The organism is Kumtagia sp. (genome assembly GCF_059502445.1).
Genome location: NZ_JCACER010000076.1, coordinates 215,414 through 239,776 on the forward strand (window position 1 = coordinate 215,414; position 24,363 = coordinate 239,776).

The following is a 24,363-nucleotide window of genomic DNA, read 5'->3' on the forward strand; positions in this document are numbered from 1 at the left end:
ACGTGATGAGGGCGCCGCGATCGGGCGCATGCGGCCGCGCCGAGCGGCGGCCGCTCCGGCACTGGTCTTACCCTATCGGCAACGCCCGGATCAATCGCCGCAGGCGCAGATCGCGATTGGTCCAGTTCAGCCGACCTGGCCTAACCGAACACCGCCTGCGCCGCCGTCAGCCACAGCGCGGTGGTGACCGCCGCAAGCGCCGTAGCGATCGTCATCTGGTTGGAGGCGAGCGCCTGGCCGGTGCCGAACTGGGTGGCGATGAGATAGGAATTCACTCCAGACGGCAGCGCCGCTGCCGCGACCGCCACTTTCGCGGTGAGCGGCGGCAGGTCGAACAGCCAGGCCAGCGCCAGCGCCGCCGCCGGCATCAGCCCGAGTTTCAGCGCCGACAGCGCCAGCGCCGGGCGCACATTGCCCGACACCCCGAAGCGCTTCAGCCCGAGCCCCATGGCGAACAGCGCCAGCGGCGCGGCGATCTCGGCCAGCGCATCGACGAAGCGCATGGCGAGCGCCGGCAGCTCCAGGCCGGTGAACCGCCACGCCAGGCCGCAGACGATGCCGACGATCAGCGGGTTGGTGAAAACCTTGCGCAGGAAATCCCGGACGATGCGCAGCGGGTGCATCGGCTCGACGCCGTCCCGCGAGAACAGCTCGAACAGGATGATGGAGGCCATCAGCATGGTCGGCAGGTGGATCGAGATCAGCAGCGACAGCTCCTCGAAACCGCGCTGTCCGAACACGCCGAGCATGAAGGGGATGCCGAGCAGCACCAGGTTGGAGAAAGCCGACGACACGCCGCCGACCACACCGGCCCTGGAATCGCGGCCGAACACGCGGGTCGTGACGAGGTGGCCGGCGGTCCAGGCGACGACGACGGCGGCAAAATATACGCCCCACAGGCCCCACGGCGCGGAACCGTGGAAATCGGCCCCGATCATGGTGCGGAACAAAAGCAGCGGCAGCGCCACGCCGACGGCGAATTCGGAAAGCGCCTCGCCCGTCTGCACCTTCAGATAGCCGGTGGCGCCGGCGATATAGCCGAGCGCCACCAGCCCGAAGATGAACAGCACGGTTTCGAGAAGCGGAGACATCAGCGCGTGATAGGCGAGCGCCGGAGGCGGCGCAACGTCCGAGCGTGTCCACACGCGCATGCCGCCCCTGGACCCGCCTGATACCGGCCTGTCAATCGTCGAACACCTTCTGTTGAGCTTTCGCCCCGTGCGCCGGCTTGTCTTTTCGCCGTCGATACCATCCCTATATCCGGGCGACCGCACAGGGAGGCCGGATGCTTCGTTTCGTTTTCGCATTGATCGCGCTCATCGCCACGGCAGTCGCCGCGCCGGCGACGGAAGCCGGCTGGGCGCTGCTGCGCGACGGCGGCCATGTCGTTCTGCTGCGCAACGCCATGGTGAGCGGCGGAGCCGCGGAGCCGGCCAATTTCGACATCGAGAAATGCAGCACGCAGCGCAATCTTTCCGAACGCGGCAAGCAGCAGGCGCGCAAGATCGGGGCCCTGTTCGCCGCCCGCGCCGCGCCGGTCGAGCGGATGCTGTCCAGCCGCTACTGCCGCTGCCTCGAGACGGCGCGTGTCGCCTTCCGCGAAGATCCGGAGCCTTTCGAAGCCCTCGACCCGCTCGCTGCCGACGAAGCGGTCAAGGCCGAGCAGATCAAGGCGATCCTGACCGAGATCACGAATTTCTCCGGCTCGGACAATTTTCTCATGATCACCCATGCCGAGAACATCCGCGAGTTGACCGGTGTTTCGGCGCGCGAGGGCGAGGCGGTGATCGTGCGGCCGGAGGGCGAGCGTCTGCATGTGCTCGGCCGCATCGTGTTCAACTGACCAGTGGTTGTTTTCCGACCGTCGGCGCCGACCTCCACCGCAGCGGGGAAATCGCTCTTTCGCCGCCTTGCGGTTTGCAGCCGGGGCGAAGTCCTGTAGGAGTGGCCCGTTTTTTCTGCTGAAGGAGGTGCCCGCGTGAGTCGTCAATCGGAGCTGGCCCTGAAAACCGCCATCGTGGCGCCCCCCTCCGCCTTCGAGGGAGATGCCTTCAAGGTCGTCCCGCATGCGGGCTCGAAGCAGCTCGCGATCTTCATGAGCGCTTCCGGCGCCAAGCCGGGTTCCTTCAATTTCGTCGACGCCGCGGACGAACTCCCCGCCAACCGGCTATTCCTGAACAATGGCGGCCGCAACGAATGGTACCAGGGCGGCGTCCCGGGCCTGGGCGACGATGTCGATCAAACGCTGCATACGCTTTCGCTCTGGGCCCGCTATCTTGGGGCCGAGGAAATCGTGGTCGTCGGGCAAGGCATGGGCGCACACGGCGCCATCCTCTACGGAACGCAACTCGGCGCGCGCGTCCTCGCCTTTTCTCCGGAAACCACGCTGAAGCTGCCGGCAAGCCGCAGCGAAAGGCTGATGGCGCCGGATGCCTCCATCCGGCACCAGAACCTGCACGGCTTCGTCCGCGCCGCCGAACAGCCGGTCACGGTGATTGCGGGGGAGCGCGATCCCGTCGAGCTCTACTGCATGAGCCTGGCGACGGCGCTGCCGAATTTTCAGGGACGAACCCTCCGCCGGGTCGGCCATGACATTCCGGCCTATCTGCATGGCAGACGCCTTCTGGTGCCGCTGCTGCAGGCCTTTCTCGCCGGTGAACCGCTGCCGCCGCTGCAACAGGACGGCAACGCACTGCGGCACGAGGGTTTTGCCACCTACTTCTATGCGCTGCATGTCGCCCACGACCGGAAGGAATGGAACGCCGCTATCCGCATCGGCCGGGAAGTCACCAAGCAGAACCTGTGGTCGGACCATGCCCACTATCTGCTGGGATTGGCGCTCATGCAGGAAGGGGACCATGCGGAGGCGCTGCGCGCCTTCGCGCTCGCCGACGCGATCCTGCCCGACCAGCCCAACTACCGCTTCAACCTGGCGACCTGTTTCAAGAAGCTCGGCGACTACGATCAGGCGATCGCCATTCACCGCAAGTCAATGCAGGCGTTCCCGCGCTTCGCCAAGCCCAGCTACGACCTCAGCCTGATCTACATGCAGTTCGGGCTCTATGCGAAGGCGCAGACCTTCGCGGCGAAGGCGGCGAAGATCGAGCCCGCCAACAAGGGCTATGCCGCGCATGTCAAGAAGATCAAGGCCAGGGTACAGAAGGGCGCGCAGCCGGGCGACATCTCGGAAGAAGCGGTGCGGATGCGCGCGGTCTACGGAGCCTGAACGGCGGGGCTCGAAATGCCGCCGCCGGGATGGTCCTGCCCGGGCCTCCGGCTTGCTAGGCAGGTAACAGTATCCTTTTAATCGATTGAGCCGCCCGGATGCCGCGTTGCGCTCCGAATCGGCGCTGCAAATGTCGCGAAAAGTTGGAAATTCGCTGTTTTCCCGGTCGTTTTTCCACTATTCGGTCGGCATCCAGATTATTTTTTGCAGATCGTGAGGAGACAGTTTGCATGGCCCGCATCACCCTTCGGCAGTTGCTTGATCACGCCGCCGAGCATGGCTACGGCGTCCCCGCCTTCAACATCAACAATATGGAGCAGGCGCTGGCGATCATGGAAGCGGCGGACGCCGCCAACGCTCCGGTGATCCTGCAGGCCTCGCGCGGCGCCCGCGCCTACGCCAACGACATCATGTTGCGCCACATGATGGACGCCGTCACCGAGATCTATCCGCAGATCCCGGTGTGCGTGCATCTCGACCACGGCAACGAGCCCGGCACATGCATGACGGCGATCCAGTCGGGCTTCACCTCTGTGATGATGGACGGCTCGCTCAAGGCCGACGGCAAGACGCCCGGCGACTGGGACTACAATGTCGGTGTGACCAAGACGGTCACCGACATGGCGCATCTCGGCGGCATCTCGGTCGAGGGCGAACTGGGCGTGCTCGGCTCGCTGGAGACCGGCATGGGCGACAAGGAGGACGGCCACGGCGCCGAGGGCAAGCTGTCCCACGACCAGCTGCTCACCGATCCCGACGAGGCGGTGAAATTCGTCGCCGAGACCAGGGTCGACGCGCTGGCCATCGCCATGGGCACCAGCCACGGCGCCTACAAGTTCTCGCGCAAGCCGGACGGCAAGGTTCTCGCCATGCACGTCATCGAGGAGATCCACCGCAAGCTGCCGAACACGCATCTGGTCATGCACGGCTCCTCCTCCGTGCCGGAGGACCTGCAGGAGATCATCAACAAATACGGCGGCAAGATGAAGCCGACCTGGGGCGTGCCGGTGGAGGAGATCCAGCGCGGCATCAAGAACGGCGTGCGCAAGATCAACATCGACACCGACAACCGCATGGCGCTGACCGGCCAGATCCGCAAGATTCTCTCCGAGGACCCGAGCGAGTTCGACCCGCGCAAATATCTGAAGCCTGCAATGGCGGCGATGACAAAACTGTGCAAGCAGCGCTTCGAGGAGTTCGGCACCGCCGGTCACGCCGACAAGATCAAGCCACTGCCGGTTTCCGAAATGGCCAAGCGCTACAAGAACGGCAGCCTCGACCCGAAGTTCGGCTGAGCGCGAGCTTTCTCCCCTTTGAGGGAGGAGATGGCCGCGAAGCGGCCAGAAGGGGTACAAGCGGCCGTGCGCCCGCGCCCATTCTGACGGCGTAAGACGAGGCGCCGAGCACTGCTGCACGTACCCCACCTGGCGGCTTCGCCGCCACCCTCCCCTCGAAGGGGAGGAAACGGAGACGCCAATGCCCCTCATCGAAGTCTGCGTCGAAGGCATTGACGGGCTGGTGGCCGCCCAGGAAGGCGGCGCCGACCGCGTCGAGCTGTGCGCGGCGCTGATCGAGGGCGGCATAACGCCGAGCATCGGTACCGTACGGCAGGCGCTCGCCGTCGCCAAAATCCCGTTCCATGTGATCGTGCGGCCGCGCGGCGGCGATTTCCTCTACAGCGAGCGCGAGTTCGGCTCGATGCTCGATGACGTGGCGGCGCTGCGTGATTTCGGGGTCGCCGGCGTCGTCGTCGGCTGCCTGAGGGCCGACGGCACGATCGACGAGCCGCGGATGGCGGCGCTGGCCGAGGCGGCCGGGCCGCTCGCCGTCACCTGCCACCGCGCCTTCGACATGACGCGCGATCCGGCGGAAGCGCTGGAGGCGCTGGTGCGCTGCGGCGTCGGCCGCGTGCTCACCAGCGGCCAGCGCGACACGGCGGTCGAGGGTGCCGACCTGCTCGCCCGCCTGGTGAGACAGGCGGGCGGCCGCATCATCGTCATGGCCTGCGGCGGGCTCGACGCCGGCAACATCGCCGGTGTTCTGGCTGCCACCGGCGTCGAAGAGATGCATTTCGCCGCGCTGAAGGACGTGCCGAGCGGCATGGCCTACCGCAATCCGAATGTCGGCATGGGCGGAACCGACCTCGACCGCGAGTACCGCAACACGGTGACGGATGCCGAAGCGGTGGCGGCAACGATCGCGGCCGCGCAGTCGACTGCCTAGCCCGCACCGGCCTTTTCGGGAGCCGCTGCAAGGTTGCGCCACGACGCCGGCCGACCGCATCGTTCAGACGTTCGCCCCGCCGTCGATCGTGAATTCGGCGCCGGTGACGTTGCGTCCTTCCGGCCCGGCCAGCCAGGCGACGAGTCCTGCGACGTCGTCCGGATCGCTGAAGCGCCGGAGCGGGATCGATCGCAGTTGCGCCGCCGCCCCCGGGCCTGAAGCCGGGTTCATGTCCGTGTCGGTCGGGCCGGGGTGGACGACATTGACGGTGATGCCCCGCGCGCCCAGGTCGCGCGCCATGCCCTTGGTCATTCCGATGAGGGCGGCCTTGCTTAGCGAATAGAGGCTGAGTCCTTCTTCCGGCGCGCGCGTGGCGAAGGTGCTGCCGATCGAGATGATCCTGGCGCCATCGCCCATGTGACGCGCCGCCGCGCTGGAGGCCAGGAAGGGGGCGCGAAGATTGATGGCGACGGTCTTCTCGAAATCCTCCCGGGTGAGCCGGTCGATCGCCCCGACCTCGTAGACGCCGGCGTTGTTGACCAGGACGTCGAGCCTGCCGAGCCGCTCGACGGTCAGACTGACGGCGGTTTCGACCGCGCCGGGATCGGCGCTGTCGGCATGAATCGCCAGGGCGCGGCGCCCCCGCTCTTCGACCGCCCGGACCATCGCTTCTGCCCTGTCGCCCGAGCGGGCGTAGGTGAAGGCGACATCGGCGCCTTCCAAGGCCAGGCGTCCGGCGATCGCGGCACCAATTCCGCGACTTCCTCCCGTGACCAGCGCAACCTTGCCAACCAGCTTGCTCATGTCTCGACTCCTTTTAATTTAGTGATTACTACATATTTCATGCGCCGCTTGCCTAGACACGTCAAGCGGTTTATTTATCGACTGATACAAAAAGGATGAAGGCATGTCCGGACGCGGCAGGCCACGGCAGTTCAATCGTCAGGAAGCGCTGCGGTGCGCGATGGAGCTGTTCTGGGCAAAGGGTTATGGCGGCACGTCGCTGGCGGACCTAACGGCTGCGATGGGCATCAATCCGCCCAGCCTCTATGCCGCCTTCGGCTCCAAGGAAGAGCTGTTCAGCGAGGCGGTGGAGCTCTACGAGCGCAGCGAAGGCCCGGAGATATGGGAAGCGCTGACGACCGAGCCGACCGCGCGCGCCGCCTTCGGGGCCTATCTGAGGCGGACGGCCCATTCCTTCACCCGCTCGGACAAGCCGGCCGGCTGCCTGATCGTGCTGGGCGCGCTCAACGGCAGCGACGCCAGCCCCGAAGCCTGCGCCGTGCTGCGCCGGCATCGCGCCGGAAATCTCGCGGGATTGCGCGAAAGGCTGGAGCGCGGCATCGCCGAGGGCGAGCTGCCAGCCGGCCTCGACTGCCAGGCGGTCGCCAGCTTCTACGCCACCGTCCAGCAGGGCATGTCGATCCAGGCCCGCGATGGCGCCGCCGTCGGGACGCTGCTCGCCGTCGCCGAAGGCGCGATGGCCGCCTGGGACAGGCTGACCGCCGTACCGCGGGAAGCGTCGCCGGCCTGACTTCCGCCCGCGCCAGCCCCCGTTTCCCGCGCCGTCGAAGGTCGGCAGGTTGTCGATATCCTCCCGCCAAGTCGGACTTGTGAAAAGCGGTGGCGTAAAACTGGCCTTGGCGCACCGGCTGCGCCTATAGTCTGCCGCGACTCCCTGACCTGGACGATGCCCTGCGATGGCGGAATATTCTGCTCTCTCGATCCTGAAGAACGCGCTTTCGGGCAACCGCCACTGGAAGCCGGCCTGGCGCAAGCCGGACCCGAAGCCGTCCTATGACGTCATCGTCATCGGTGGTGGCGGCCACGGGCTGTCGACCGCCTACTATCTCGCCAAGGAGCACGGCATCACCAACGTCGCCGTGCTGGAGAAGGGCTATCTCGGCTCCGGCAATGTCGGACGCAACACCACGGCCGTGCGCTCCAACTACCTGCTGCCGGAAAACATCCGCTTCTACGAGCAGTCGATGAAGCTGTGGGAGAATCTTTCCCACGACCTCAACTACAACGTCATGTTCTCGCAGCGCGGCGTGCTCAACCTGGCCCACACGCCGGCACAGCTCGACGATTATGCCCGCCGCGGCAACGCCATGCGCCATCTCGATGCCGACGCAGAGCTCATGACGCCGGAGCAGATCGCCCGCCTCGTGCCCGGCATCGACATGTCGCGCTCCGCCCGCTTCCCGATCGTCGGCGGGCTGATGCAGCGGCGCGCCGGCACCGCCCGCCACGACGCCGTCGCCTGGGGCTATGCGCGCGGCGCCGACCGCCGCGGCGTCGACATTCTTGAGAACTGCGCGGTCACCGGCTTCCTCAGGGAAGGCGATCGCGTGGTCGGCGTCGCCACGACGCGCGGCGAGATCAGGGCGAAGAAGGTGGCGGTGGCGGTCGCCGGCTCCACCGGCCACGTGCTCCGCATGGCCGGCATCGAGCGCCTGCCGATCGAGAGCCACGTGCTGCAGGCCTTCGTCTCGGAATCGCTGAAACCCTTCCTCGATACCGTGGTCACCTTCGGCATGGGCCATTTCTACATGGGCCAGTCCGACAAGGGCGGGCTCGTCTATGGCGGCGACCTCGACGGCTACAACTCCTACGCCCAGCGCGGCGGTCTGCCGATCGTCGAGGAGGTGATGAGCGAGATGCTGGCGCTGTTCCCGTCGCTGGCGCCGGTGCGCGTGCTGCGCTCCTGGGGCGGCGTGTGCGACATGTCGATGGACGGCTCGCCGATCATCACCACCGGCCCGCTGCCCGGCATGTATCTCAATTGCGGCTGGTGCTATGGCGGCTTCAAGGCGACGCCGATCTCCGGCTGGTGTTTCGCCTGGACCATCGCCAAGAACGCCCCGCACGAGCTCAACGCCCCCTTCACCCTCGACCGGTTCCACCGCGGCCTCGTCATCGACGACAAGGGCCAGGGCGCGACGCCAAGGCTGCATTGAAGCTGTGTTGATGGAAACCATGTCGGCACTCCACGTTGCCCCCCTCTGTCCTGCCGGACATCTCCCCCACAAGGGGGGAGATTGGCTGTCACGCCGGTTTTCGCCAATCACCAGCGTTGCAGAATGGGCGCCAAGGAAGCGGCCGGCCAATCTCCGCCCTTGTGTGGGAGATGTCCGGCAGGACAGAGGGGGGTGCGAAGGAGCGCCGACCCCACAATCAAATCTGGGGCATTTCGAACCATGCTGATCCCCTGCCCCTATTGCGGCGCGCGCGACGTGTCCGAGTTCACCTACCAAGGCGACGCCAACCGCGTGCGTCCGGATCCCGCCTCGACCGACCAGGCGGCATGGAACGCCTATGTCTATGACCGGACCAACCCGGCCGGCGACCATCATGAGTATTGGCAGCACTCCGGCGGCTGCCGCTCGCACCTCAAGGTGACCCGCAACACGCTCACCCACCGCATCCTCGACGTCGTCTTCGCCCGGCCGTCGACCGCGCATGCCTCGTCCCGCAGACAGGGGCCTCGCCCATGAGCCCGCGCCGCGGCAATGGCGGGCGCATCGACCGCGCCCGCACGATCCGCTTCACCTTCGACGGCAGGCCGATGACCGGACATGCCGGCGACACGCTCGCCTCGGCGCTGCTCGCCGGCGGCGTGTCGCTTTTCGGCCGCTCCTTCAAGTACCACCGCCCGCGCGGCCTCCTGTCGGCCGGCGTCGAGGAGCCAAACGCGCTGGTCACGGTGCTGCGCGGCGAGGTGCGCGAGCCCAACATCCCGGCCACCACCATCGAAATCCACGACGGCTTTACCGCCGTCAGCCAGAACCGCTTTCCCTCACTGGATTTCGACGTCGGTGCCGTCAACGGGCTCGCCGGTCCGCTGATCTCGGCCGGCTTCTACTACAAGACCTTCATGGGCCCGGTGCTCGGCCCGCTGAAGGGCACGCGCTTCTGGATGATATGCGAGCGCTTCATCCGCCGCGCCGCCGGCCTCGGCCGCGCCGGGCTGGCACCTGATACGGCGCGTTATGAGCGCATGAACGCCTTCTGCGACGTGCTGGTCGTCGGCTCGGGTCCGGCCGGGCTGATGGCCGCCAGCACCGCGGCCGACAGCGGTGCGCGCGTCATCCTGGCCGAGTTCGAGCCGCGCCTCGGCGGCTCGGCCAACTGGTCGGCCGAGACCATCGACGGCACGCCGGCTTCCGAATGGGCTGCTGAAGCCGTCCGCGACCTTGCCGGGCGCGACAATGTCCGGCTGCTGCCGCGCACTACCGTTTGGGGTTACTACGACGACAACACCATCGCGGCGCTGGAGCGCGTCGCAGACCACAAGCCGGCACCGGCCAAGGGCGAGCCGCGCCATCGCCACTGGACCATTCGCGCCAGAAAGGTCGTGCTCGCCACGGGAGCCTTGGAGCGGCCGCTGGTGTTCCCCGGCAACGACCGCCCGGGCGTGATGCTCGCCTCCGCCGCCGAGCGCTATGCGCGGGAATTCGGCATCGTTGCCGGCGACAAGGCCGTTCTGTTCGTCAACAACGACGGCGCCTATGCTGCAGCCGCCGCACTGCGCGAGGCAGGCGGCACGATCGCCGCCATCGTCGACATGCGCGCGGAAATCTCCGCCGAGGCACAAGCCATCGCCGCCGCGGCGGGCTGCGAGCATCTCACCGGCCATGCCGTCGTCGGCACCGAGGGCGGCAAGGCGCTTTCCGGCGTGAAGGTGCAGCGCTTCGATGTTGCCACGCGGCAGCTCTCCGGTGAGCCGCGCCATCTCGATGCCGACTGCCTGCTCGTCTCCGGCGGCTGGTCGCCGGCCATCCACCTCGCCAGCCAGGCCGGCACCACGCCGCGCTGGGACGAAGGCCTGCAGGCCTTCCTGCCGCCTGAGCCGACACAGGCCTGGCTCGGCGCCGGCGCCTTCAACGGCCGTTTCTCCACCGCGCAGGCGTTGGCGGAAGGCATTTCCGCCGGCCTAAGCGCGGCCAATGGCAGGGGCCGCCCGATCGCAGCACCGGAGGTCGGCAATGCCGCTCCCTTTTCCGAGCCGGCACCTGTGTTCGAGATTCCGGCGAAGGGAAAAGCCTTCGTCGATTTCCAGCATGACGTGACGGCCGAGGACGTCCGTCTGGCGCATCGCGAGGGTTTCGTCTCGGTCGAGCACCTGAAGCGCTACACCACGCTCGGCATGGCGACCGACCAGGGCAAGACCTCAAACGTGCCCGGCCTCGCCATCATGGCCGACACGCTGGGCAAGCCGATCCCCGAGGTCGGCACGACGCGCTTCCGCCCGCCCTTCGCGCCCGTGTCGATCGGCGCGCTGGCGGCCGAGCGTTTCGGCGACATCAAACCGGAGCGGCTGACGCCGATGCACGACTGGCATGCCGACAACGGCGCCACGCTCTATGCCGCCGGCCTGTGGCTGCGTCCGCAGATCTACGGCCTGTCGGGCGAGACCGTCGATCAGGCCTATGTGCGCGAGGCGCGCATCGTGCGCGAGGCCGCCGGCATCGTCGACGTGTCGACGCTCGGCAAGATCGCCGTGCAGGGGCCGGACGCGGCCGAATTCCTCGACCGGGTCTATACCAACATGTTCTCCACCCTGCCGGTGAACAAGGCGCGCTACGGCCTGATGCTGCGCGAGGACGGTTTCGTCATGGACGACGGCACGACCTGGCGGCTCGGCGAGCACGACTTCCTGATGACCACGACCACGGCCAATGCCGGCAAGGTCATGCAGCATCTCGAGTATTTCCTCGACGTGGTGTGGCCGGACCTCAGGGTGCACGTCACTTCCGTCACCGACCAGTGGGCGGGTGCTGCGATCGGCGGGCCGAAGGCGCGGGAAATTCTCGCCGCCTGCGTCACCGGCACGGCGGTCGACAATGCCGCCATGCCCTTCATGGGCATCGTCAAAGGCGAGATCGCCGGCGCGCCGGTGACGATCTGCCGCCTCTCCTTCTCCGGCGAAATGGCCTTCGAAGTCTATTGCGGCGCCGGCCACGGCACGCATGTCTGGGAGGAATTGATCGAGGCTGGCAAGCCATACGGCCTCGTCCCCTACGGGCTGGAGGCGCTGGGCACACTGCGCATCGAGAAGGGCCATGTCACCGGCGCCGAGATCGACGGCCGCACCACCGCGCACGACCTGCATCTGGACTGGATGCTGTCGAAGAAGAAGCCGTTCATCGGCTCCGCCATGCTGGGGCGCGAGGGTCTTGTCTCGGACGAACGCCTGAGCCTTGTCGGCCTGATCGCCCGCGACAACCGGCCGCTCAATGGCGGCGCGCATGTCGTCGACTACCCCGACGAGGAGCGTCCGCGCCATTCGCTCGGCCATCTCACCGCCGCATGCTACTCGCCGGCGCTCGGCAGGCACATCGCCCTGGCGCTGATCCGCGGCGGCAAGGCGCGCCATGGCACCCGCGCCTACATCTCCGATCCGCTGCGAAAACGCTTCGGCGAGGTCGAGATCGTCAGCCATCACTTCTTCGATCCGGAAGGGACCCGCCTGCATGGTTGAGATGCTGTCGCCTCTGCAGCCGGTGTGGCGCCCCGGCTCGCATGGCAACTTCGCCGACGGCGTCGGCGTGGTGCTGTCGGAGACGCAGCCCGGCTCCATCGTGCAGGCCGCGGCCTGGCCCGGCTCGGAACGGGCCGTCATCGCAGCGATCAAGACGGCAACCGCCCTGTCGCTGCCCGACGGCGCCGGCGGCGGTGTCGCCATGGAGGCTAAGGCGGCTTTCGGCTTCGCGCCCGGCCGCTTCCTGATCGTGGCCGACGACGAGGGGTTGGCTGACACGCTGGTTCACGCAATCCCGATAAGCGATGGAACCGTCACCGATCTTTCGCATGGCCGCACGGCGATCCGTATCGCCGGGGCGAAGGCGGAGTGGGTGCTGCAGAAATTCTTCGCCGTCGACTTCTCGCTGCCGGCGCTGCCCGTCGGGTCAGGCATCTCGACCAATCATCACGACATCTTCGCGCAGATCCAGCGCACCGGCCCCGACCGTTTCGATCTCTACGTCTTCCGCTCCTTCGCCCGCAGCTTCTGGAAGATGCTCTGCCACGGCTGCGACGAGGTCGGCTACGAGGTGCGATGAGGGTCAGGCTGGCGGCGATGCGCGCGGCTCGCGAGGCCGATGCCTGCCGCGGCGTACCCGTCGGCGCCCACAACGACATCTGATCGGCAAGGCTAACCGAGACGATTGCGGCCAATGGCGATTCGGCGCCGGCCGGCGAAATCGAATAACCAGGCTGGCCTCGCCGGCGCGCGGAAAGCTACGCGGCCGCGATCGCCATCGCATGGGCGCGGGCGTTCTCGCGCAGCACGTCGACATGGATCGACTTCAGCAGGCTTGCGAGTTCTCCCGCCGGATTCGGGCCGAGTTCCCTCAACATCAGCCATGACACCTCCTGCGGGCCGGCGACGCGCTTGCCCCTCGCGACCTCGCGCCAGACCTTCAGCGCGCGGACGATCACGGCATGGGTGACGGCGCCCAGCCCCGCCCGGTTCAGCAGCGCCGAGACGGCACCGTCGCCGCCGGCGGCGAGCAGCGACTTCACGCGGTGCCCGGCCTCTCCGCTCAGGGCAATAAGGGCGGAACCGAAAAAATCCATCTTGCCGTGCGCGACCACACGGATGAGGAAGGCGGCGGTGAGGTCGCCGCGCAGACGCAGGTGCTCGATCAGCGCGCCGTGTTCGTCGGCATGCGTGCCTTCGATGAGCATGAGCGATGCCCTGACGCAGGCGTCGCGCGCCACCTTCTCGGCGCGTGCATGGCCGATCAGCGCGCGGACCAGCGGCGCCCGGCTCAGCGCGTCGCCGAGCTTGACCAGCAGCATGTGACGGCAGTCCGAGGGCAGCCGCGGATCGGCGACCATGGCTTCGCGCAGTCGCCCGACATGGCCGTGCCGCTCGGCGATGCGGCGGAAGCTGATCGAGGCGATGTCGGCGCCGGGATTGGCGAGAAGGGCCGAGCAGGCTTCGGCTTCGCCCACCTCGGCCAGCGCGGCCGAAACCGACATCGAGACGGCCGACCTGCGGGCGATCAGCTCCTGCGTGGCCACGCTTCCCGTGGCGACCCGGTCGATCAGATCGGCATCGGTGATCAGCGGCGAGCGCCCGATGATCAGGCTGGCCACCTCCGGCTGGTCGGAGGCCAGCGCGCTGATCACCTGCAAGGGGGCGTGCCGGCTCATCGACAGGGCTTCAGCAAGCGCCAGCCGCACTTTCCACGAGGGGTCGTCGAGCAGGAAGGTGAGCGCCGCTTCCGCCGCGCAGCGTTCCTCGAAGGCGAAGCGGTTCTCGATGAAGGCGCGCGCCAACGCACTCGCCGCCGCGGCCCGCTCGGCGACGCGCGCCGTGTTGACCCACCTCAGGAATTGCGACACCACCATGCGGACTGCCCACTACCCCCGGAACGACGCCCGGTCCCGTCGGCGACCCTAGGAACAAAAGGTTTACGAAGCGTTCACCATGTTCCTTAACCGGCTTGCCGGCCGGGGCGGCGGGGGCTAGCAAGGTCGGGAAACAGGAGGAGATCGCGTGGCGGGATTGTACCTGGAGGAGTGCCGGCCGGGGCTGGTCGTCCGGCACCAGCTCACCAAGACGGTGACGGAGAACGACAACATGATGTTCTCCACCATGACGCTCAACCCGCAGCCGCTGCATATCGACTTCGACTTCGCTGCCAAGAGCGAATGGGGCCGGCCGCTGGTAAACTCGCTGTTCACGCTCGGCCTGATGATCGGCATCTCCGTGCACGACACGACGCTCGGCACGCTGGTCGGCAATCTCGGCATGCGCGAGACGGTGTTTCCGCATCCGGTCTTCCATGGCGACACGATCCGGGTGGAGACGGAGATCGTCTCGGCGCGCGAATCGAAGTCGAAGCCGGATCGCGGCATCGTCGAGATGGAGCACCGCGCCTTCAACCAGGACGGCGTGCTTGTGGCGCGCTGCCTGCGCCAGGCGATGATGCTGAAGAGGCCCGCCTGATGCGCTCGCTGCTGTTCGTCCCCGGCGATTCGGAGCGCAAGCTCGAGAAGGGATTCGCGTCCGCTGCCGACGTCATCATCGTCGATCTTGAGGATTCGGTCGCAGCGGGCAACAAGGCGGCCGCCCGCACGATCGCGGCCGATTTCATCCGCGCCCGGCGGACCGCGAGGGCCGCGATCTACATCCGGGTCAACGATTTCTCTTCCGGCCTCACGGATGACGATTTGGCGGCGCTGGTACCGGCGCGGCCGGACGGCATCATGCTGCCCAAGGCATCCGGCCTGCCTGATGTCGAGCGGTTGGCCGCGAGGCTCCGCGTCCAGGAGGCGGAGAACGGCCTTGCCGACGGCGCCACCCGCATTCTGCCGATCATCACCGAGACCGCCGCCGGCGTGTTCGGCGCGGCGAGCTACGGCCAAGGCCACCAGCGTCTTGCCGGCGTCACCTGGGGCGCGGAGGACCTTTCGGCCGCCATCGGCGCGCACGCGACCCGCGACGAGCGTGGCCGCTATACCGACGTCTTTCGCCTCGCCCGCTCGGTCACGCTCCTTGCAGCCTCGGCGGCCGAGACCGCGGCGATCGACACCGTCTTCATCGACTTTCGCGATACGGCCGGCCTGAAGGCCGAATGCCTCGATGCCGAGCGCGACGGTTTTGCCGGCAAGATGGCGATCCATCCCGACCAAGTGGCGATCATCAACGAGGCGTTCAGCCCCTCACCCGAGGCGGTAGCGGAGGCGCGTGCCGTGATCGAAGCCTTTGCCGCCGCCGGCAATCCGGGCGTGGTCGGCATCGGCGGCAAGATGTACGACCGCCCGCATCTCAAGCGGGCAGAGCGCCTGCTGGCCAGGCTGCGTCCGTAACCGCGATGCAGCCTGGCCAGTCTCAATCCCGATCCCATTTCGGCGGGCGCATGGCAAAGGTGGCGTCGACCCGCGCATAGTCGAAATAGCCGAGACGGGCGACGTTGCCGGCCTTGGCCGTGTCGAACAGCCCGTCCTTGAGATAGGCCTCGTCGATATGGACGCCGACGACCTCGCCGATCGCGATCGTGGCGGGCGACGACCCGTCGAGCGCCTTCGGGTGGATGATTTCGGTCACCTTGCATTCAAGTGCTGCCGGAGCCTCGGCGACGCGCGGCGGCGCCACCAGCTGCGAGGGTGCGGCCGCCAGCCCCGCATAGTCGAATTCGTTGACGCCGCGTGGCGCCTCCACGGAGGTCCTGACCATCCGCTCGGCAAGCTCGCGGCCGACCAGGTTGACGACGAATTCGCCGGTCTCCTCGGCGAAGGTCACGCTGTCCTTGCCGTTGTCGGAGGAGAACCAGACGAGGGGCGGCTTCGACGAAAGCGCGTTGAAGAACGAATAAGGCGCGAGATTGACCTGCCCTGCCCTGCTCATCGTCGAGATCCAGCCGATCGGCCGCGGCGCCACGATCGCCTTGAACGGATCATGCCGCAATCCGTGGCCTTTCGCCGGCTCGAAGAACATCGTCTATTCCTTCCACGGCCCGGAGTAGTCGGAATAGAGCGCCGGGACATCCGGGCGCGGCCGCTCCGGCGGCTGGCCTTCATAATTGCCGATGTGGACGAAGCCGACGACGCGCTCGTGCGGCGCCAGACCGAGCAGCCGGCGCCCCTCCTCCACGTCAGAGTACCAGTTGGTGATCCAGTTCGCCCCATAGCCGAGCCCGTTCGCAGCAATCAAAAGGCTCATGGCGGCGGCTCCGCCTGACAGGAACATCTCCCATCCCGGGATCTTCAGGTTCGGTTTCGGGCTCGAAATCACACCGATCACCAGCGGCGCGCGGGAAAACCGCTCGCGCTCCTTCTGCTTGCGGCCTTCCGGCTGTGGCCCCTCGACCGCGTCGACCAGGTCCGCCAGCTTCTCGCCGATCTCCTCGCGTGCCTTGCCGCGGTAGAGGATGAAGCGCCAGGGCTCCAGCCGCCCGTGATCCGGCACGCGGGTCGCGATCTTCAGCATCAGGGCGATCTCGTCGTCCGTCGGACCGGGCCCCTTGAGATCCTGGATCGGCGCGGAGCCGCGGGCAAGCATGAAGTCGATGATGGGCGACGCCATTTTATTCTGGTTCCTCGAGTTTTCGGCTGAAGCACGCTGCGCGGCGGCTTGGGCCGCGCCCTGGCGCGCGCGGTCTTGAAATTGCCACCGCCTTGCGCTTCAAGGCAAGTCATGATCGCGCGAAAATTCCTGCTGGTGGCCGTCGGCCTTGTCGCACTCCCGGCTGCCGCATCCGCGCAGGACCGCGGCGATCGCCTGCACATCGACATGCCCGGTCTGTCCACCTACGCCCCGGCCCAAGCCACCTCGCCCTTGGCGACCGCCGGGCTCGGCCGCATCACGCTGGCGGCGCAACTGGTGGGCGATGGCGCCGAGATCACGCGCGGCCTGGTCTGGCGGGTGTTCGATACCGAGGCAGGCCCGGACGGTAAGCTGAAGCTCGTCGCCTCGGCCAAGGGCGGCACGCAGTCCTTCGACCTGATGCCGGGGCAATATCTCGTGCACGCCTCCTACGGGCGCGCCGGCGCGACCAAGCGCGTGTCGGTCGGCAGCGACGCCAAGCGCGAGGCCTTCGTGCTGGATGCCGGCGGGCTGAAGCTCAATGCGGAGAATTCCGGCGGCTTGCGCATTCCCGGCAACAAATTGAGCTTCTCGGTCTACCAGGGCGACGACAAGCCGGGGGCCGAGCGCGCGCTGATCCTGCCCGACATCAGCCCGGACACGGTGATCCGGCTCAACGCCGGCACCTATCACGTCGTATCGACCTACGGGAACGTCAACGCCGTCGTGCGCTCCGACATCAAGGTCGAGGCGGGCAAGCTGACCGAGGCTACCGTGGAGCACAGGGCGGCCGAGCTGACGATGAAGCTGGTGCGCGAGGCCGGCGGCGAGGCCATCGCCGACACGTCCTGGTCGGTTCTCACCAATTCGGGCGATCCGGTGCGCGAAAGCGTCGGCGCCTACGCCTCCATGGTGCTGGCCGAAGGCGACTACACCATCGTCGCCAAGAACCGCGACCACATCTACCAGCGCGACTTCACGGTCGAGGCCGGCCGCAACGAGGAGGTCGAGGTGATCGCCGACGAGAATGTTCCGCCGGCCGTGGAGGGCGCGGACTGAGCGCGTTCCCGCCAGCCGTCTAAAACTCGATTCCCTGCTGCGCCTTCACGCCGGCCGCGAAGTGGTGCTTGGTCGCGCCCATCTCGGTGACCAGGTCCGCGGCCTCGACCAGCGCCGGCTTGGCGTTGCGGCCGGTCACCACCACATGCAGCCCGCCGCGCCGCGCCTTAAGCGCCGCGACGACCGAGTCGAGATCGAGATAATCGTAGCGCAGTGCGATGTTGAGTTCGTCGAGCACGACGAGGCCGATCGTCGGATCGGCCATGAGTTCCCGTGCCTTCGCCCAGGCGGCTTCGGCCGCTGTCACATCGCGCCGAAGATCCTGCGTTTCCCAGGTGAAGCCTTCGCCCATCGAATGCCACACCACCTTGTCGCCGAAGGCCGCGAAAGCGGCCCGCTCGCCGGTGTGCCAGGCGCCCTTGACGAATTGCACGATGCCGACGCGGCGGCCGTGGCCCAGCATGCGCAACGCCAGACCGAAGGCGGCCGTGGTCTTGCCCTTGCCCGGCCCGGTGTTGACGATGAGCAGCCCCTTCTCGACCGTCTTGGTCGCGACCTCCGCGTCCTGAACGGCCTTGCGCTTGGTCATCTTGGCCTTGTGGCGCTCGGCCTGCGCGTCGTCGATCGCCTTCATCTCACTTCACCCGCATCGGCAGCCCGGCCGCCATGAACAGCACCTCGTCGGCCACGGCTGCCACCTTCTGATTGAGCCGCCCGGCCGCATCGCGAAAGCGCCGGGCGAGCGCGTTGTCCGGCACGATGCCGAGGCCGACCTCGTTGGAGACGACGAACCAGGGGCCGCGGGGCCGCGCCAGCAGGTCCGCCAGGCGGCGGCTTTCGCCCTCGACGTCATGATCGGCGAGCATATGGTTCGACAGCCACAGCGTCAGGCAGTCGACCAGCACGGGCCGCCCATCCGTAACCGCCTCGAGGGCTCCGGCCAGATCGAGCGGCGCGTCGACCGTTTCCCATCCGGCCTCGCGGCGGGCGCGGTGCCGCGCGATGCGCTCCGCCATCTCGTCGTCGAAGGCCTGCGCCGTGGCGATATAGGTCCACGGCGCCGGAAGCGCCGTGACCCGCGCCTCGGCGTGGCTGCTCTTGCCGGAGCGCGCCCCGCCGAGGACGAAGGTCAGCCGGCCGCGTTCAGGCAAGCTGGCCGCGCGCCTCACTGGCCGAGCCGAAAAAGCGCGAGCGCACGGCGCCGACCAGGCCGCCGAGCAGCGCCCAGAAGATCAGGTTGGTCACCGTGGTGGCGACCACGAACTGGTGGTGCAGGTCGGCGGGAATGGGTGAATCGTGGCTTTCCGGCTGCGGCGCGCCGATGACATGCGGGGCGACGATCAGCGCCACGCCGAGGATCGACAGCGCGACCGTGCCGCGAAAGGCGATCAGGGCGAGGCCGGCCGCCGTCGCCAACACCGTGCCGATCCACCAGACCTGGCGCGCGGCGAGATCGGCCGCCGGCATGGCCGGCAGTTCCGGCGGCAGGCCAAGGCCGGGCGCCAATGTGAACACGGCGAAGCCGGCAAAGCCCCAGAGAATTCCCGAGCGCCAGCCCGAAATGCCGCCGGCGAACTCCGACGCGGCCACCAGGATCAGCGCGAAGCCGATGCCGCTCAGCACGTTTGCAAGGAAGTTGAAGAAGAAGCGCTCGAAACCGTCGGCCGGAGCCCACGCCTCCTCGCCATGGGAATGCGCCTCGGCGGCGGCCGGCACGGCTTCGGTGCCGGTAGCTTCCGCAGCAGCGGGCGCGCCGTGATCGTGGCCTGTGACCTCGCCGGCGCTCTCGAAGGTTTCCGCCTTCAGGATCAGCGGCACGGTGGAATAGGCCTGGAGCGCGGTCATGACGAGGCTTGCCAAAAGCCCTGCCGCCGCCGCGACCAGCACGACGTTGCGAAGAAAGGTCATGTCACGCTCCCGTCAGTGGCAGGGAAAGGCCATCGAGTGACGGTAGTCATGCGCCGCGTTGTGCGCCGCCTCCATATGCGAGAAGCCGACGAAGCCGACGATGAAGATGCCGAGAAACCCGGCAAGCGCGAGCTGAATGGCGCGCGAGGAAGCCGAGACCGGAACGCCCAGCGAAGTCGAAACCGTATTCATTTGCAAGTCCCTTCCGCCCTCCACCCGAGGGCCCTTGATGCACGAATGTCGCCGGCAGGTCTCCTGGCTCGCGGGTTCTCGCCTTGCCCCGCCTTCCCGAGACAAAAGCCTCAGTGGCATTCGGGGTAGGCTCGCCGCTTACAGTTGCGGGGGCAGCCGCGGCCTTGGGCGAGACGCCCGCACCGCATTCCCTTTTGGTTCCTCGCGGAACCGACGACGGCCGCGACAATAGGCGCAAACCAGCGCCGCTGCAAATCCGAATCCGACATCGCACAGCCGGCCCGGTCGCGGAATCGCTATCGGACGGCCGCGAGTTCGGCTGCCACCAACTCCTGCAGCCGCCACAGGCGGCGGTCATGGATGCCGCGCGTTTCGAGGTTGCGCACGGTGTGGAACAGATAGTCGGCGCCGGAGCCGAGATGGCCGCAGGCCCGGGCCAGGATGCGCGCCACTTCCGCGTCGCTTCGCTTGCCGGCAAACGTCCGGCCCTTCGGGTTGACGGCGAAGCCAAGCGCGGCAAGCGGCCCGCCGGCGGTATGGAGCTTCAGCCAGGTCGGCAGGTAGGTGGAAGGCTTTGCGGTCATCTCGCGGCGGATCAGCCTGGAGACCATCTCCGCCGGATCGCCATCCGGCAGCCTGAAGGCGACGCCTCCGCATTGGCCGCCGGGCATGAGACCCATCATCAATCCCGGCTGCTCCAGCGTGCCGCGCCAGCGGGTCTGGTGAATGCAGAAGGCGCGGTGATAACCGCGCGCGGTGGCGACGCACTCCTCCACATGCTCGATCTCCGGCTTCCAGATCAGCGAGCCATAGGCGAACAGCCACAGCGGTCCGGCCGGCCGCTCCGCCATCGTGGCACCGAGGAGTTGCGCATAGTCGTCCTCGTCGAGATAGCCGAGGCCCGGCTCCTGACCGGAATCGGCGATATCTCGGTGGCAGCGCGCCACCATTTCCTCGGTCAACGCCATCAAGCGGGGCTTCATGCGACCGTACTCCGCGATAGGACACCCTGGCGCCCTTCGCGGCACAATCGCCCGGCGCTGCCTGGAAAAGCAAGTCGCCCCGGCACGGTTGACAAAGCCCGATGCGAAGTGTCCGCTCATGCAAATGGAGTGCGCGATGACCCCTGAATCGGTGAAGAGCGATCCTTACAACGGCCTGCCGTCGGCCGAGCCGACCCTGCCGTCCTCCGCCTACTGGGACCCCGCGGAATACCAGCGCGACCTCGAAGCGATCTGGTACCGCGACTGGATAATGGTCTGCCGCGAAGCTGACCTGTCGCAGCCGCTTGCCTACCGGGTCTTCACCATCGGCTCGCAGCAGGTGCTGGTGCTGCGCGACGAGCACGGCGAGTTGCAGGCCTTCCACAACACCTGCCGCCACCGCGGCTCGCAGCTCTGCCGCGGAAGCGAAGGTCGGCTCAAGGCGCGGCTGCTCACCTGTCCCTACCACGCCTGGTCCTATTCGCTGCGCGGCGATCTGGTGCGCGTGCCGTCGAAGTCGCTGCCCGAAGGCTTCGACAAGGCCGACTATCCGCTCTACCCGGTGGCGCTGTCGCTGTGGCGCGGCTTCGTCTTCGTCAATCTCTCGCCCGAGCCCGCCGGCACGGCCGCTTCCGCATTCGACCGCGATTCGGGCGATTTGACCAACTGGCCGCTGGAAGGTCTGGTGACCGGCCATGTCTTCACCAAGGTGATGGCCTGCAACTGGAAGATATTCTGGGAGAACTTCAACGAATGCCTGCACTGCCCCGGCGTGCACAAGCACCTGTCGGCGCTGGTGCCGATCTACGGCCGCGGGCTGATGGCGCGCCATGACGATCCGCAATGGGCGCTGCATGCCGACAATGACGAGCCGCAATATGCCGGGGGCCTGCGCGCCGGCGCCGAGACCTGGTCGCATGACGGGCGGGCGCTGCGCCACACCTTCGCAGGGCTGTCGGAGCGCGAGCGCACCGCCGGCCAGAGCTATGCCATGAACCTGCCGTCCATGTTCGTCGTCGGCCATGTCGACTATGTGCGCACGGTGCGGCTGGTGCCGCTCGGCCCGGAACTGACCGAGCTCACCGCCGAATGGCTGTTCCTGCCGGAAGCGCTCGAAGAGCCCGGTGCCGACCTCGACAACATCGTCGCCTTCGGTACCACCGTGCTCGAGGAGGACGCGGCCGTCTGCGAGATCAACCAGCGCGGGCTGCGCGCCCGGCCGCACCTGGCCGGCGTGCTGATGCCGGAGGAATACGACCTCCACCGCTTCCACGAATGGGTGCGCGAGGCACACCGGCGCGCCGCCGCCTCGCCCTGAAGCTCCCCGCCTCCGACCGGGAAAACCGATTCAGCCCGCGGCCCAGTCGATCGGAAATTCATCGTGGTCGCAGAGCCGCCGGCCGGCCTGCGTGAGCGCCGTGATCGCCTCCATCTCCGGCTCGCTCAAGGCGAAATCGAAGACGGCGATGTTCTCGGCCAGCCGCTCCTTCCTGGTCGTGCGCGGGATGGCCACCACGCCGGCCTGCTGCACGTGCCAGCGCAGGATCACCTGACCCGGCGTCTTGCCGTGGCGCTCGGCGGCGGCGCGCACCGCCGGCTCCGAAAACAGCCCGCCGTCACGGAACAGCGGACAGTAGGAGACCAGCGCCATGTCAGCCGCGCGGCATGCGGCGACGAGCTTCGACTGGTCGAGATAGGGATGGTACTCGACCTGGTCGCAGACCAGCGGCGCTTCCGACAGCGCCACCGCCTCGGCGAGCAGTCTCGGCGGAAAGTTCGAGACTCCGATGTGCCGGGTCAGGCCGCCACGGCGCGCCGCGTTGAGGGCGCCGATCGTTTCCTTCAGCGGGATGGTGGGGTTCGGCCAATGGATAAGCAGGAGGTCGACATGGTGGAGGCCGAGCCTCCGCAGGCTCGCTTCGGCCGCGCGCTCCAGCTTGCCGGCGGCAATGTCGGTGTACCAGACCTTGGTCGTAACGAAAACCGCGTCGCGGCCAATATCGCTCGCAGCAAGCCCGCGCCCGACGTCGGCCTCGTTGTCATATCGCGCGGCGGTGTCGACGTGCCGGTAGCCGAGCGCCAGCGCCGACGCCACGAGATCCGCGCAGGCATCGCCGCGCAGGGTCCAGGTGCCGAGCCCGAGCGCGGGAATGGCGGCGCCATTGGCGTTGACGACATGCATGATAGCCTCCAGGTGCTTTCGTTGGCGCTGCCGGACGTGATAGCCGTGGCGCCGCAGCCGGCACCGGAACCCGCCCCCAAATGCATCCTGACCCGAAAACCCAGCGAGAGCCAGCCGCGAAGCGGCGAATCGAGGCGCTCGACATCGCCCGCGGCCTCGCCCTCCTCGCCATGGCGATCTACCATTTCGCCTGGGATCTCGAATTCTTCGGCTATGCGCCGCCAGGCATGACGGCCGTCGGCGGCTGGAAGCTGTTCGCCCGCTGCATCGCCTCCAGCTTCCTGTTCCTGGTCGGCGTCAGCCTGGTGGTGGCGCATGGCCGCGGGATACGCTGGCCGGGTTTCCTGCGCAGGCTGGCGATGATCGTCGCCGCCGCGGCTGCGATCTCCGCCGTCACCTATGTCGCCGTGCCGGACGCCTTCATCTTCTTCGGCATCCTGCACCAGATCGCCCTGGCCAGCCTGCTCGGCCTCGCCTTCCTGCGTCTGCCGCCGCTCCTGACGCTTGCGGCAGCCGCCTTCGTCATCGCCCTGCCGCTCTTGTTCCGCTCCGCAATCTTCGACCATCCGGCCTTGCTGTGGCTGGGGCTGTTCGAGAGCAGGCCGCGCTCCAACGACTACGTCCCGCTGTTCCCCTGGTTCGGCGCGGTGCTCGCCGGCATCGCCCTGGCGGGAATGGCGGCCGCCGCCGGCCTGTTCGACCAGCTCGCAACAATCCGGTTCGGCCGCTGGTCGACCCCGCTGCAGTTCATCGGCCGCCACAGCCTCGCCTTCTACCTGATCCACCAGCCGGTGCTGATCGGCGCCGTCTGGCTGTTCTCCCAGATGCTTCCGCCTGCGATACAGCCTCCGGAGGTACGCTTCCGCGCCTCCTGCGAGGCGACATGCGCGCAAGAACGCGACGCGGCGTTCTGCACGCGCTATTGTGCGTGCGTGCTCGGCGAACTGGAGACTACGGGCGACCTGCCCAGCATCTTCGCCGGACGACAGGATGAGGATCTGCGCGAACGCGTCTCGGGCATGGCCGGACTGTGCACGGCGCGCGCCGAGGACAACGAGCTGGAGGATACCGCGCCGTGACGCCACCCAACCGCTTTCCCTGGCCGCCGGTGATCTATCTCGCGGCGATCGCCGTCAGCATCGTGCTCGGCATCGTCTATCCCCTGCCGTGGATCACCGGACCGCTGTCCGACCTGCTGTTCGCCGCCGGCTGGCTGGTGGTCGCCGCCGCGGTCGCCGTCGAGGTCGCGGCCTTCCGCGCCTTCTCGCGCGCCAGGACGACGGTCATGCCGACACGCGTGTCGGAACATCTGGTGACCACCGGACCGTTCGCCTTCACCCGCAACCCGATCTATCTCGGCAACACCGCGCTCACCATCGGCATCGGGCTGATCGTCGGCAGTCTATGGTTCCTGCTCTTCGCTGTGCTCGCAGCGGTGACCACGCAGAAGCTGACGATCGAACCGGAGGAAAGACATCTGGAGGCGCGCTTCGGCAAGAAGTACCGCGACTATCGCGCCCGCGTCCGCCGCTGGCTGTAGAGGCGGCGA

General features: G+C 67.7%; 26 protein-coding genes and 1 riboswitch. Of the genes, 15 read left to right on the plus strand and 11 right to left on the minus strand.

Going from position 1 to position 24,363, the window contains the following annotated elements:
• Positions 1-140: 140 nt before the first annotated feature.
• Entirely contained in the window at positions 141-1,091 is a 951-nt protein-coding gene (locus AC5JDC_RS20840) for an AEC family transporter (RefSeq protein WP_495844394.1), read from the minus strand.
• A gap of 194 nt (positions 1,092-1,285) precedes the next feature.
• On the opposite strand from AC5JDC_RS20840, the gene AC5JDC_RS20845 reads away from it, so the two are divergent.
• The 4 genes from AC5JDC_RS20845 (at position 1,286) to AC5JDC_RS20860 (ending at position 5,449) form a co-directional block, all read left to right on the plus strand.
• On the plus strand, positions 1,286-1,843 hold the full coding sequence (locus tag AC5JDC_RS20845; protein WP_106771886.1) for a histidine phosphatase family protein: 558 nt from the start codon (positions 1,286-1,288) through the stop codon (positions 1,841-1,843).
• A gap of 135 nt (positions 1,844-1,978) precedes the next feature.
• Positions 1,979-3,226, plus strand: coding sequence for an alpha/beta fold hydrolase (locus tag AC5JDC_RS20850; RefSeq protein WP_495844231.1), 1,248 nt, complete (start codon positions 1,979-1,981; stop codon positions 3,224-3,226).
• Between the two features lie 230 nt (positions 3,227-3,456).
• Positions 3,457-4,521: a class II fructose-bisphosphate aldolase gene (gene fba, locus AC5JDC_RS20855; RefSeq protein WP_106771888.1), complete on the plus strand. Its 1,065-nt coding sequence runs from the start codon at positions 3,457-3,459 to the stop codon at positions 4,519-4,521.
• 181 nt (positions 4,522-4,702) lie between these two features.
• Complete coding sequence (locus tag AC5JDC_RS20860) at positions 4,703-5,449, plus strand: copper homeostasis protein CutC (RefSeq protein ID WP_495844233.1); 747 nt, start codon at positions 4,703-4,705, stop codon at positions 5,447-5,449.
• Positions 5,450-5,512: 63 nt separating this feature from the next.
• Here AC5JDC_RS20860 and AC5JDC_RS20865 read toward each other — a convergent pair whose 3' ends face one another.
• Positions 5,513-6,253 (minus strand): 3-oxoacyl-ACP reductase family protein, encoded by a 741-nt coding sequence (locus AC5JDC_RS20865; protein ID WP_106771890.1) that lies wholly within the window; start codon positions 6,251-6,253, stop codon positions 5,513-5,515.
• Between the two features lie 103 nt (positions 6,254-6,356).
• Here AC5JDC_RS20865 and AC5JDC_RS20870 point away from each other — a divergent pair, with 103 nt between their 5' ends.
• The 5 genes from AC5JDC_RS20870 (at position 6,357) to soxG (ending at position 12,513) form a co-directional block, all read left to right on the plus strand.
• Positions 6,357-6,983 carry a TetR/AcrR family transcriptional regulator gene (locus AC5JDC_RS20870; RefSeq protein ID WP_495844236.1) on the plus strand — a complete coding sequence of 209 codons (627 nt, stop codon included), beginning with the start codon at positions 6,357-6,359 and terminating at the stop codon, positions 6,981-6,983.
• 166 nt (positions 6,984-7,149) lie between these two features.
• Entirely contained in the window at positions 7,150-8,409 is a 1,260-nt protein-coding gene (locus tag AC5JDC_RS20875; protein WP_495844237.1) for a sarcosine oxidase subunit beta family protein, read from the plus strand.
• A 240-nt stretch (positions 8,410-8,649) separates the two neighbouring features.
• Positions 8,650-8,946, plus strand: coding sequence for a sarcosine oxidase subunit delta family protein (locus AC5JDC_RS20880; RefSeq protein WP_495844240.1), 297 nt, complete (start codon positions 8,650-8,652; stop codon positions 8,944-8,946).
• Entirely contained in the window at positions 8,943-11,933 is a 2,991-nt protein-coding gene (locus AC5JDC_RS20885) for a sarcosine oxidase subunit alpha family protein (protein WP_495844242.1), read from the plus strand. Before AC5JDC_RS20880 ends, AC5JDC_RS20885 begins: the two co-directional genes overlap by 4 nt.
• Positions 11,926-12,513, plus strand: a complete 588-nt coding sequence (gene soxG, locus AC5JDC_RS20890; protein ID WP_495844244.1) for a sarcosine oxidase subunit gamma family protein — start codon at positions 11,926-11,928, stop codon at positions 12,511-12,513. Before AC5JDC_RS20885 ends, soxG begins: the two co-directional genes overlap by 8 nt.
• A gap of 178 nt (positions 12,514-12,691) precedes the next feature.
• Here soxG and AC5JDC_RS20895 read toward each other — a convergent pair whose 3' ends face one another.
• Positions 12,692-13,810: a DUF2336 domain-containing protein gene (locus AC5JDC_RS20895; protein ID WP_495844246.1), complete on the minus strand. Its 1,119-nt coding sequence runs from the start codon at positions 13,808-13,810 to the stop codon at positions 12,692-12,694.
• A gap of 148 nt (positions 13,811-13,958) precedes the next feature.
• Between AC5JDC_RS20895 and AC5JDC_RS20900 the strand changes: the two genes are divergently transcribed.
• The gene (locus tag AC5JDC_RS20900; protein ID WP_106771898.1) at positions 13,959-14,411 is read left to right on the plus strand and encodes a MaoC family dehydratase; all 453 of its coding nucleotides are present in this window, start codon (positions 13,959-13,961) and stop codon (positions 14,409-14,411) included.
• Positions 14,411-15,274, plus strand: a complete 864-nt coding sequence (locus AC5JDC_RS20905) for an HpcH/HpaI aldolase/citrate lyase family protein (protein WP_495844248.1) — start codon at positions 14,411-14,413, stop codon at positions 15,272-15,274. Before AC5JDC_RS20900 ends, AC5JDC_RS20905 begins: the two co-directional genes overlap by 1 nt.
• A gap of 22 nt (positions 15,275-15,296) precedes the next feature.
• Here the strand turns inward: AC5JDC_RS20905 and AC5JDC_RS20910 are convergent, their stop codons facing one another.
• Positions 15,297-15,902 carry a flavin reductase family protein gene (locus tag AC5JDC_RS20910; protein WP_495844250.1) on the minus strand — a complete coding sequence of 202 codons (606 nt, stop codon included), beginning with the start codon at positions 15,900-15,902 and terminating at the stop codon, positions 15,297-15,299.
• Positions 15,903-15,905: 3 nt separating this feature from the next.
• The gene (locus AC5JDC_RS20915) at positions 15,906-16,490 is read right to left on the minus strand and encodes a nitroreductase family protein (protein ID WP_495844251.1); all 585 of its coding nucleotides are present in this window, start codon (positions 16,488-16,490) and stop codon (positions 15,906-15,908) included.
• Positions 16,491-16,601: 111 nt separating this feature from the next.
• Between AC5JDC_RS20915 and AC5JDC_RS20920 the strand changes: the two genes are divergently transcribed.
• Positions 16,602-17,549, plus strand: coding sequence for an RgsD C-terminal domain-containing protein (locus tag AC5JDC_RS20920; RefSeq protein WP_106771902.1), 948 nt, complete (start codon positions 16,602-16,604; stop codon positions 17,547-17,549).
• Between the two features lie 19 nt (positions 17,550-17,568).
• Here the strand turns inward: AC5JDC_RS20920 and cobO are convergent, their stop codons facing one another.
• The 5 genes from cobO to AC5JDC_RS20945 form a co-directional block, all read right to left on the minus strand.
• Positions 17,569-18,183: a cob(I)yrinic acid a,c-diamide adenosyltransferase gene (gene cobO, locus AC5JDC_RS20925; protein WP_495844254.1), complete on the minus strand. Its 615-nt coding sequence runs from the start codon at positions 18,181-18,183 to the stop codon at positions 17,569-17,571.
• 1 nt (position 18,184) lies between these two features.
• Positions 18,185-18,700 (minus strand): bifunctional adenosylcobinamide kinase/adenosylcobinamide-phosphate guanylyltransferase, encoded by a 516-nt coding sequence (gene cobU, locus AC5JDC_RS20930; protein WP_495844256.1) that lies wholly within the window; start codon positions 18,698-18,700, stop codon positions 18,185-18,187.
• A complete protein-coding gene (locus AC5JDC_RS20935) occupies positions 18,693-19,457 on the minus strand; it encodes a CbtA family protein (RefSeq protein ID WP_495844258.1) in 765 nt (254 codons plus the stop codon). Before AC5JDC_RS20935 ends, cobU begins: the two co-directional genes overlap by 8 nt.
• A 12-nt stretch (positions 19,458-19,469) precedes the next feature.
• The gene (locus AC5JDC_RS20940) at positions 19,470-19,649 is read right to left on the minus strand and encodes a CbtB domain-containing protein (protein WP_106771906.1); all 180 of its coding nucleotides are present in this window, start codon (positions 19,647-19,649) and stop codon (positions 19,470-19,472) included.
• 36 nt (positions 19,650-19,685) lie between these two features.
• Positions 19,686-19,879, minus strand: a riboswitch (cobalamin riboswitch).
• Between the two features lie 66 nt (positions 19,880-19,945).
• The gene (locus tag AC5JDC_RS20945; RefSeq protein ID WP_495844260.1) at positions 19,946-20,632 is read right to left on the minus strand and encodes a gamma-glutamylcyclotransferase; all 687 of its coding nucleotides are present in this window, start codon (positions 20,630-20,632) and stop codon (positions 19,946-19,948) included.
• Between the two features lie 136 nt (positions 20,633-20,768).
• On the opposite strand from AC5JDC_RS20945, the gene AC5JDC_RS20950 reads away from it, so the two are divergent.
• On the plus strand, positions 20,769-21,950 hold the full coding sequence (locus AC5JDC_RS20950; protein ID WP_495844262.1) for an aromatic ring-hydroxylating oxygenase subunit alpha: 1,182 nt from the start codon (positions 20,769-20,771) through the stop codon (positions 21,948-21,950).
• A gap of 30 nt (positions 21,951-21,980) precedes the next feature.
• On the opposite strand, the gene AC5JDC_RS20955 is transcribed toward AC5JDC_RS20950, so the two are convergent.
• On the minus strand, positions 21,981-22,814 hold the full coding sequence (locus tag AC5JDC_RS20955) for an aldo/keto reductase (RefSeq protein ID WP_495844263.1): 834 nt from the start codon (positions 22,812-22,814) through the stop codon (positions 21,981-21,983).
• An 80-nt stretch (positions 22,815-22,894) separates the two neighbouring features.
• Between AC5JDC_RS20955 and AC5JDC_RS20960 the strand changes: the two genes are divergently transcribed.
• Both AC5JDC_RS20960 and AC5JDC_RS20965 read left to right on the plus strand, forming a co-directional pair.
• Positions 22,895-23,893 carry a heparan-alpha-glucosaminide N-acetyltransferase gene (locus AC5JDC_RS20960; protein ID WP_495844265.1) on the plus strand — a complete coding sequence of 333 codons (999 nt, stop codon included), beginning with the start codon at positions 22,895-22,897 and terminating at the stop codon, positions 23,891-23,893.
• Complete coding sequence (locus AC5JDC_RS20965; protein ID WP_106771911.1) at positions 23,890-24,354, plus strand: methyltransferase family protein; 465 nt, start codon at positions 23,890-23,892, stop codon at positions 24,352-24,354. Before AC5JDC_RS20960 ends, AC5JDC_RS20965 begins: the two co-directional genes overlap by 4 nt.
• The last annotated feature ends 9 nt before the right edge of the window (positions 24,355-24,363 follow it).

Bases quoted from the DNA above. Each gene is read 5' to 3' on its own strand.
- soxG (WP_495844244.1), top strand. From the start codon at position 11,926: ATGGTTGAGATGCTGTCGCCTCTGCAGCCGGTGTGGCGCCCCGGCTCG.
- cobO (WP_495844254.1), bottom strand. From the start codon at position 18,183: ATGAAGGCGATCGACGACGCGCAGGCCGAGCGCCACAAGGCCAAGATG.
- AC5JDC_RS20915 (WP_495844251.1), bottom strand. From the start codon at position 16,490: ATGGCGTCGCCCATCATCGACTTCATGCTTGCCCGCGGCTCCGCGCCG.
- AC5JDC_RS20845 (WP_106771886.1), top strand. From the start codon at position 1,286: ATGCTTCGTTTCGTTTTCGCATTGATCGCGCTCATCGCCACGGCAGTC.
- AC5JDC_RS20840 (WP_495844394.1), bottom strand. From the start codon at position 1,091: ATGTCTCCGCTTCTCGAAACCGTGCTGTTCATCTTCGGGCTGGTGGCG.
- AC5JDC_RS20940 (WP_106771906.1), bottom strand. From the start codon at position 19,649: ATGAATACGGTTTCGACTTCGCTGGGCGTTCCGGTCTCGGCTTCCTCG.
- AC5JDC_RS20880 (WP_495844240.1), top strand. From the start codon at position 8,650: ATGCTGATCCCCTGCCCCTATTGCGGCGCGCGCGACGTGTCCGAGTTC.
- AC5JDC_RS20935 (WP_495844258.1), bottom strand. From the start codon at position 19,457: ATGACCTTTCTTCGCAACGTCGTGCTGGTCGCGGCGGCGGCAGGGCTT.
- AC5JDC_RS20960 (WP_495844265.1), top strand. From the start codon at position 22,895: ATGCATCCTGACCCGAAAACCCAGCGAGAGCCAGCCGCGAAGCGGCGA.
- AC5JDC_RS20895 (WP_495844246.1), bottom strand. From the start codon at position 13,810: ATGGTGGTGTCGCAATTCCTGAGGTGGGTCAACACGGCGCGCGTCGCC.
- AC5JDC_RS20860 (WP_495844233.1), top strand. From the start codon at position 4,703: ATGCCCCTCATCGAAGTCTGCGTCGAAGGCATTGACGGGCTGGTGGCC.
- AC5JDC_RS20950 (WP_495844262.1), top strand. From the start codon at position 20,769: ATGACCCCTGAATCGGTGAAGAGCGATCCTTACAACGGCCTGCCGTCG.
- AC5JDC_RS20875 (WP_495844237.1), top strand. From the start codon at position 7,150: ATGGCGGAATATTCTGCTCTCTCGATCCTGAAGAACGCGCTTTCGGGC.
- AC5JDC_RS20885 (WP_495844242.1), top strand. From the start codon at position 8,943: ATGAGCCCGCGCCGCGGCAATGGCGGGCGCATCGACCGCGCCCGCACG.
- AC5JDC_RS20910 (WP_495844250.1), bottom strand. From the start codon at position 15,902: ATGTTCTTCGAGCCGGCGAAAGGCCACGGATTGCGGCATGATCCGTTC.
- AC5JDC_RS20865 (WP_106771890.1), bottom strand. From the start codon at position 6,253: ATGAGCAAGCTGGTTGGCAAGGTTGCGCTGGTCACGGGAGGAAGTCGC.
- AC5JDC_RS20870 (WP_495844236.1), top strand. From the start codon at position 6,357: ATGTCCGGACGCGGCAGGCCACGGCAGTTCAATCGTCAGGAAGCGCTG.
- AC5JDC_RS20955 (WP_495844263.1), bottom strand. From the start codon at position 22,814: ATGCATGTCGTCAACGCCAATGGCGCCGCCATTCCCGCGCTCGGGCTC.
- AC5JDC_RS20905 (WP_495844248.1), top strand. From the start codon at position 14,411: ATGCGCTCGCTGCTGTTCGTCCCCGGCGATTCGGAGCGCAAGCTCGAG.
- fba (WP_106771888.1), top strand. From the start codon at position 3,457: ATGGCCCGCATCACCCTTCGGCAGTTGCTTGATCACGCCGCCGAGCAT.
- AC5JDC_RS20920 (WP_106771902.1), top strand. From the start codon at position 16,602: ATGATCGCGCGAAAATTCCTGCTGGTGGCCGTCGGCCTTGTCGCACTC.
- AC5JDC_RS20945 (WP_495844260.1), bottom strand. From the start codon at position 20,632: ATGAAGCCCCGCTTGATGGCGTTGACCGAGGAAATGGTGGCGCGCTGC.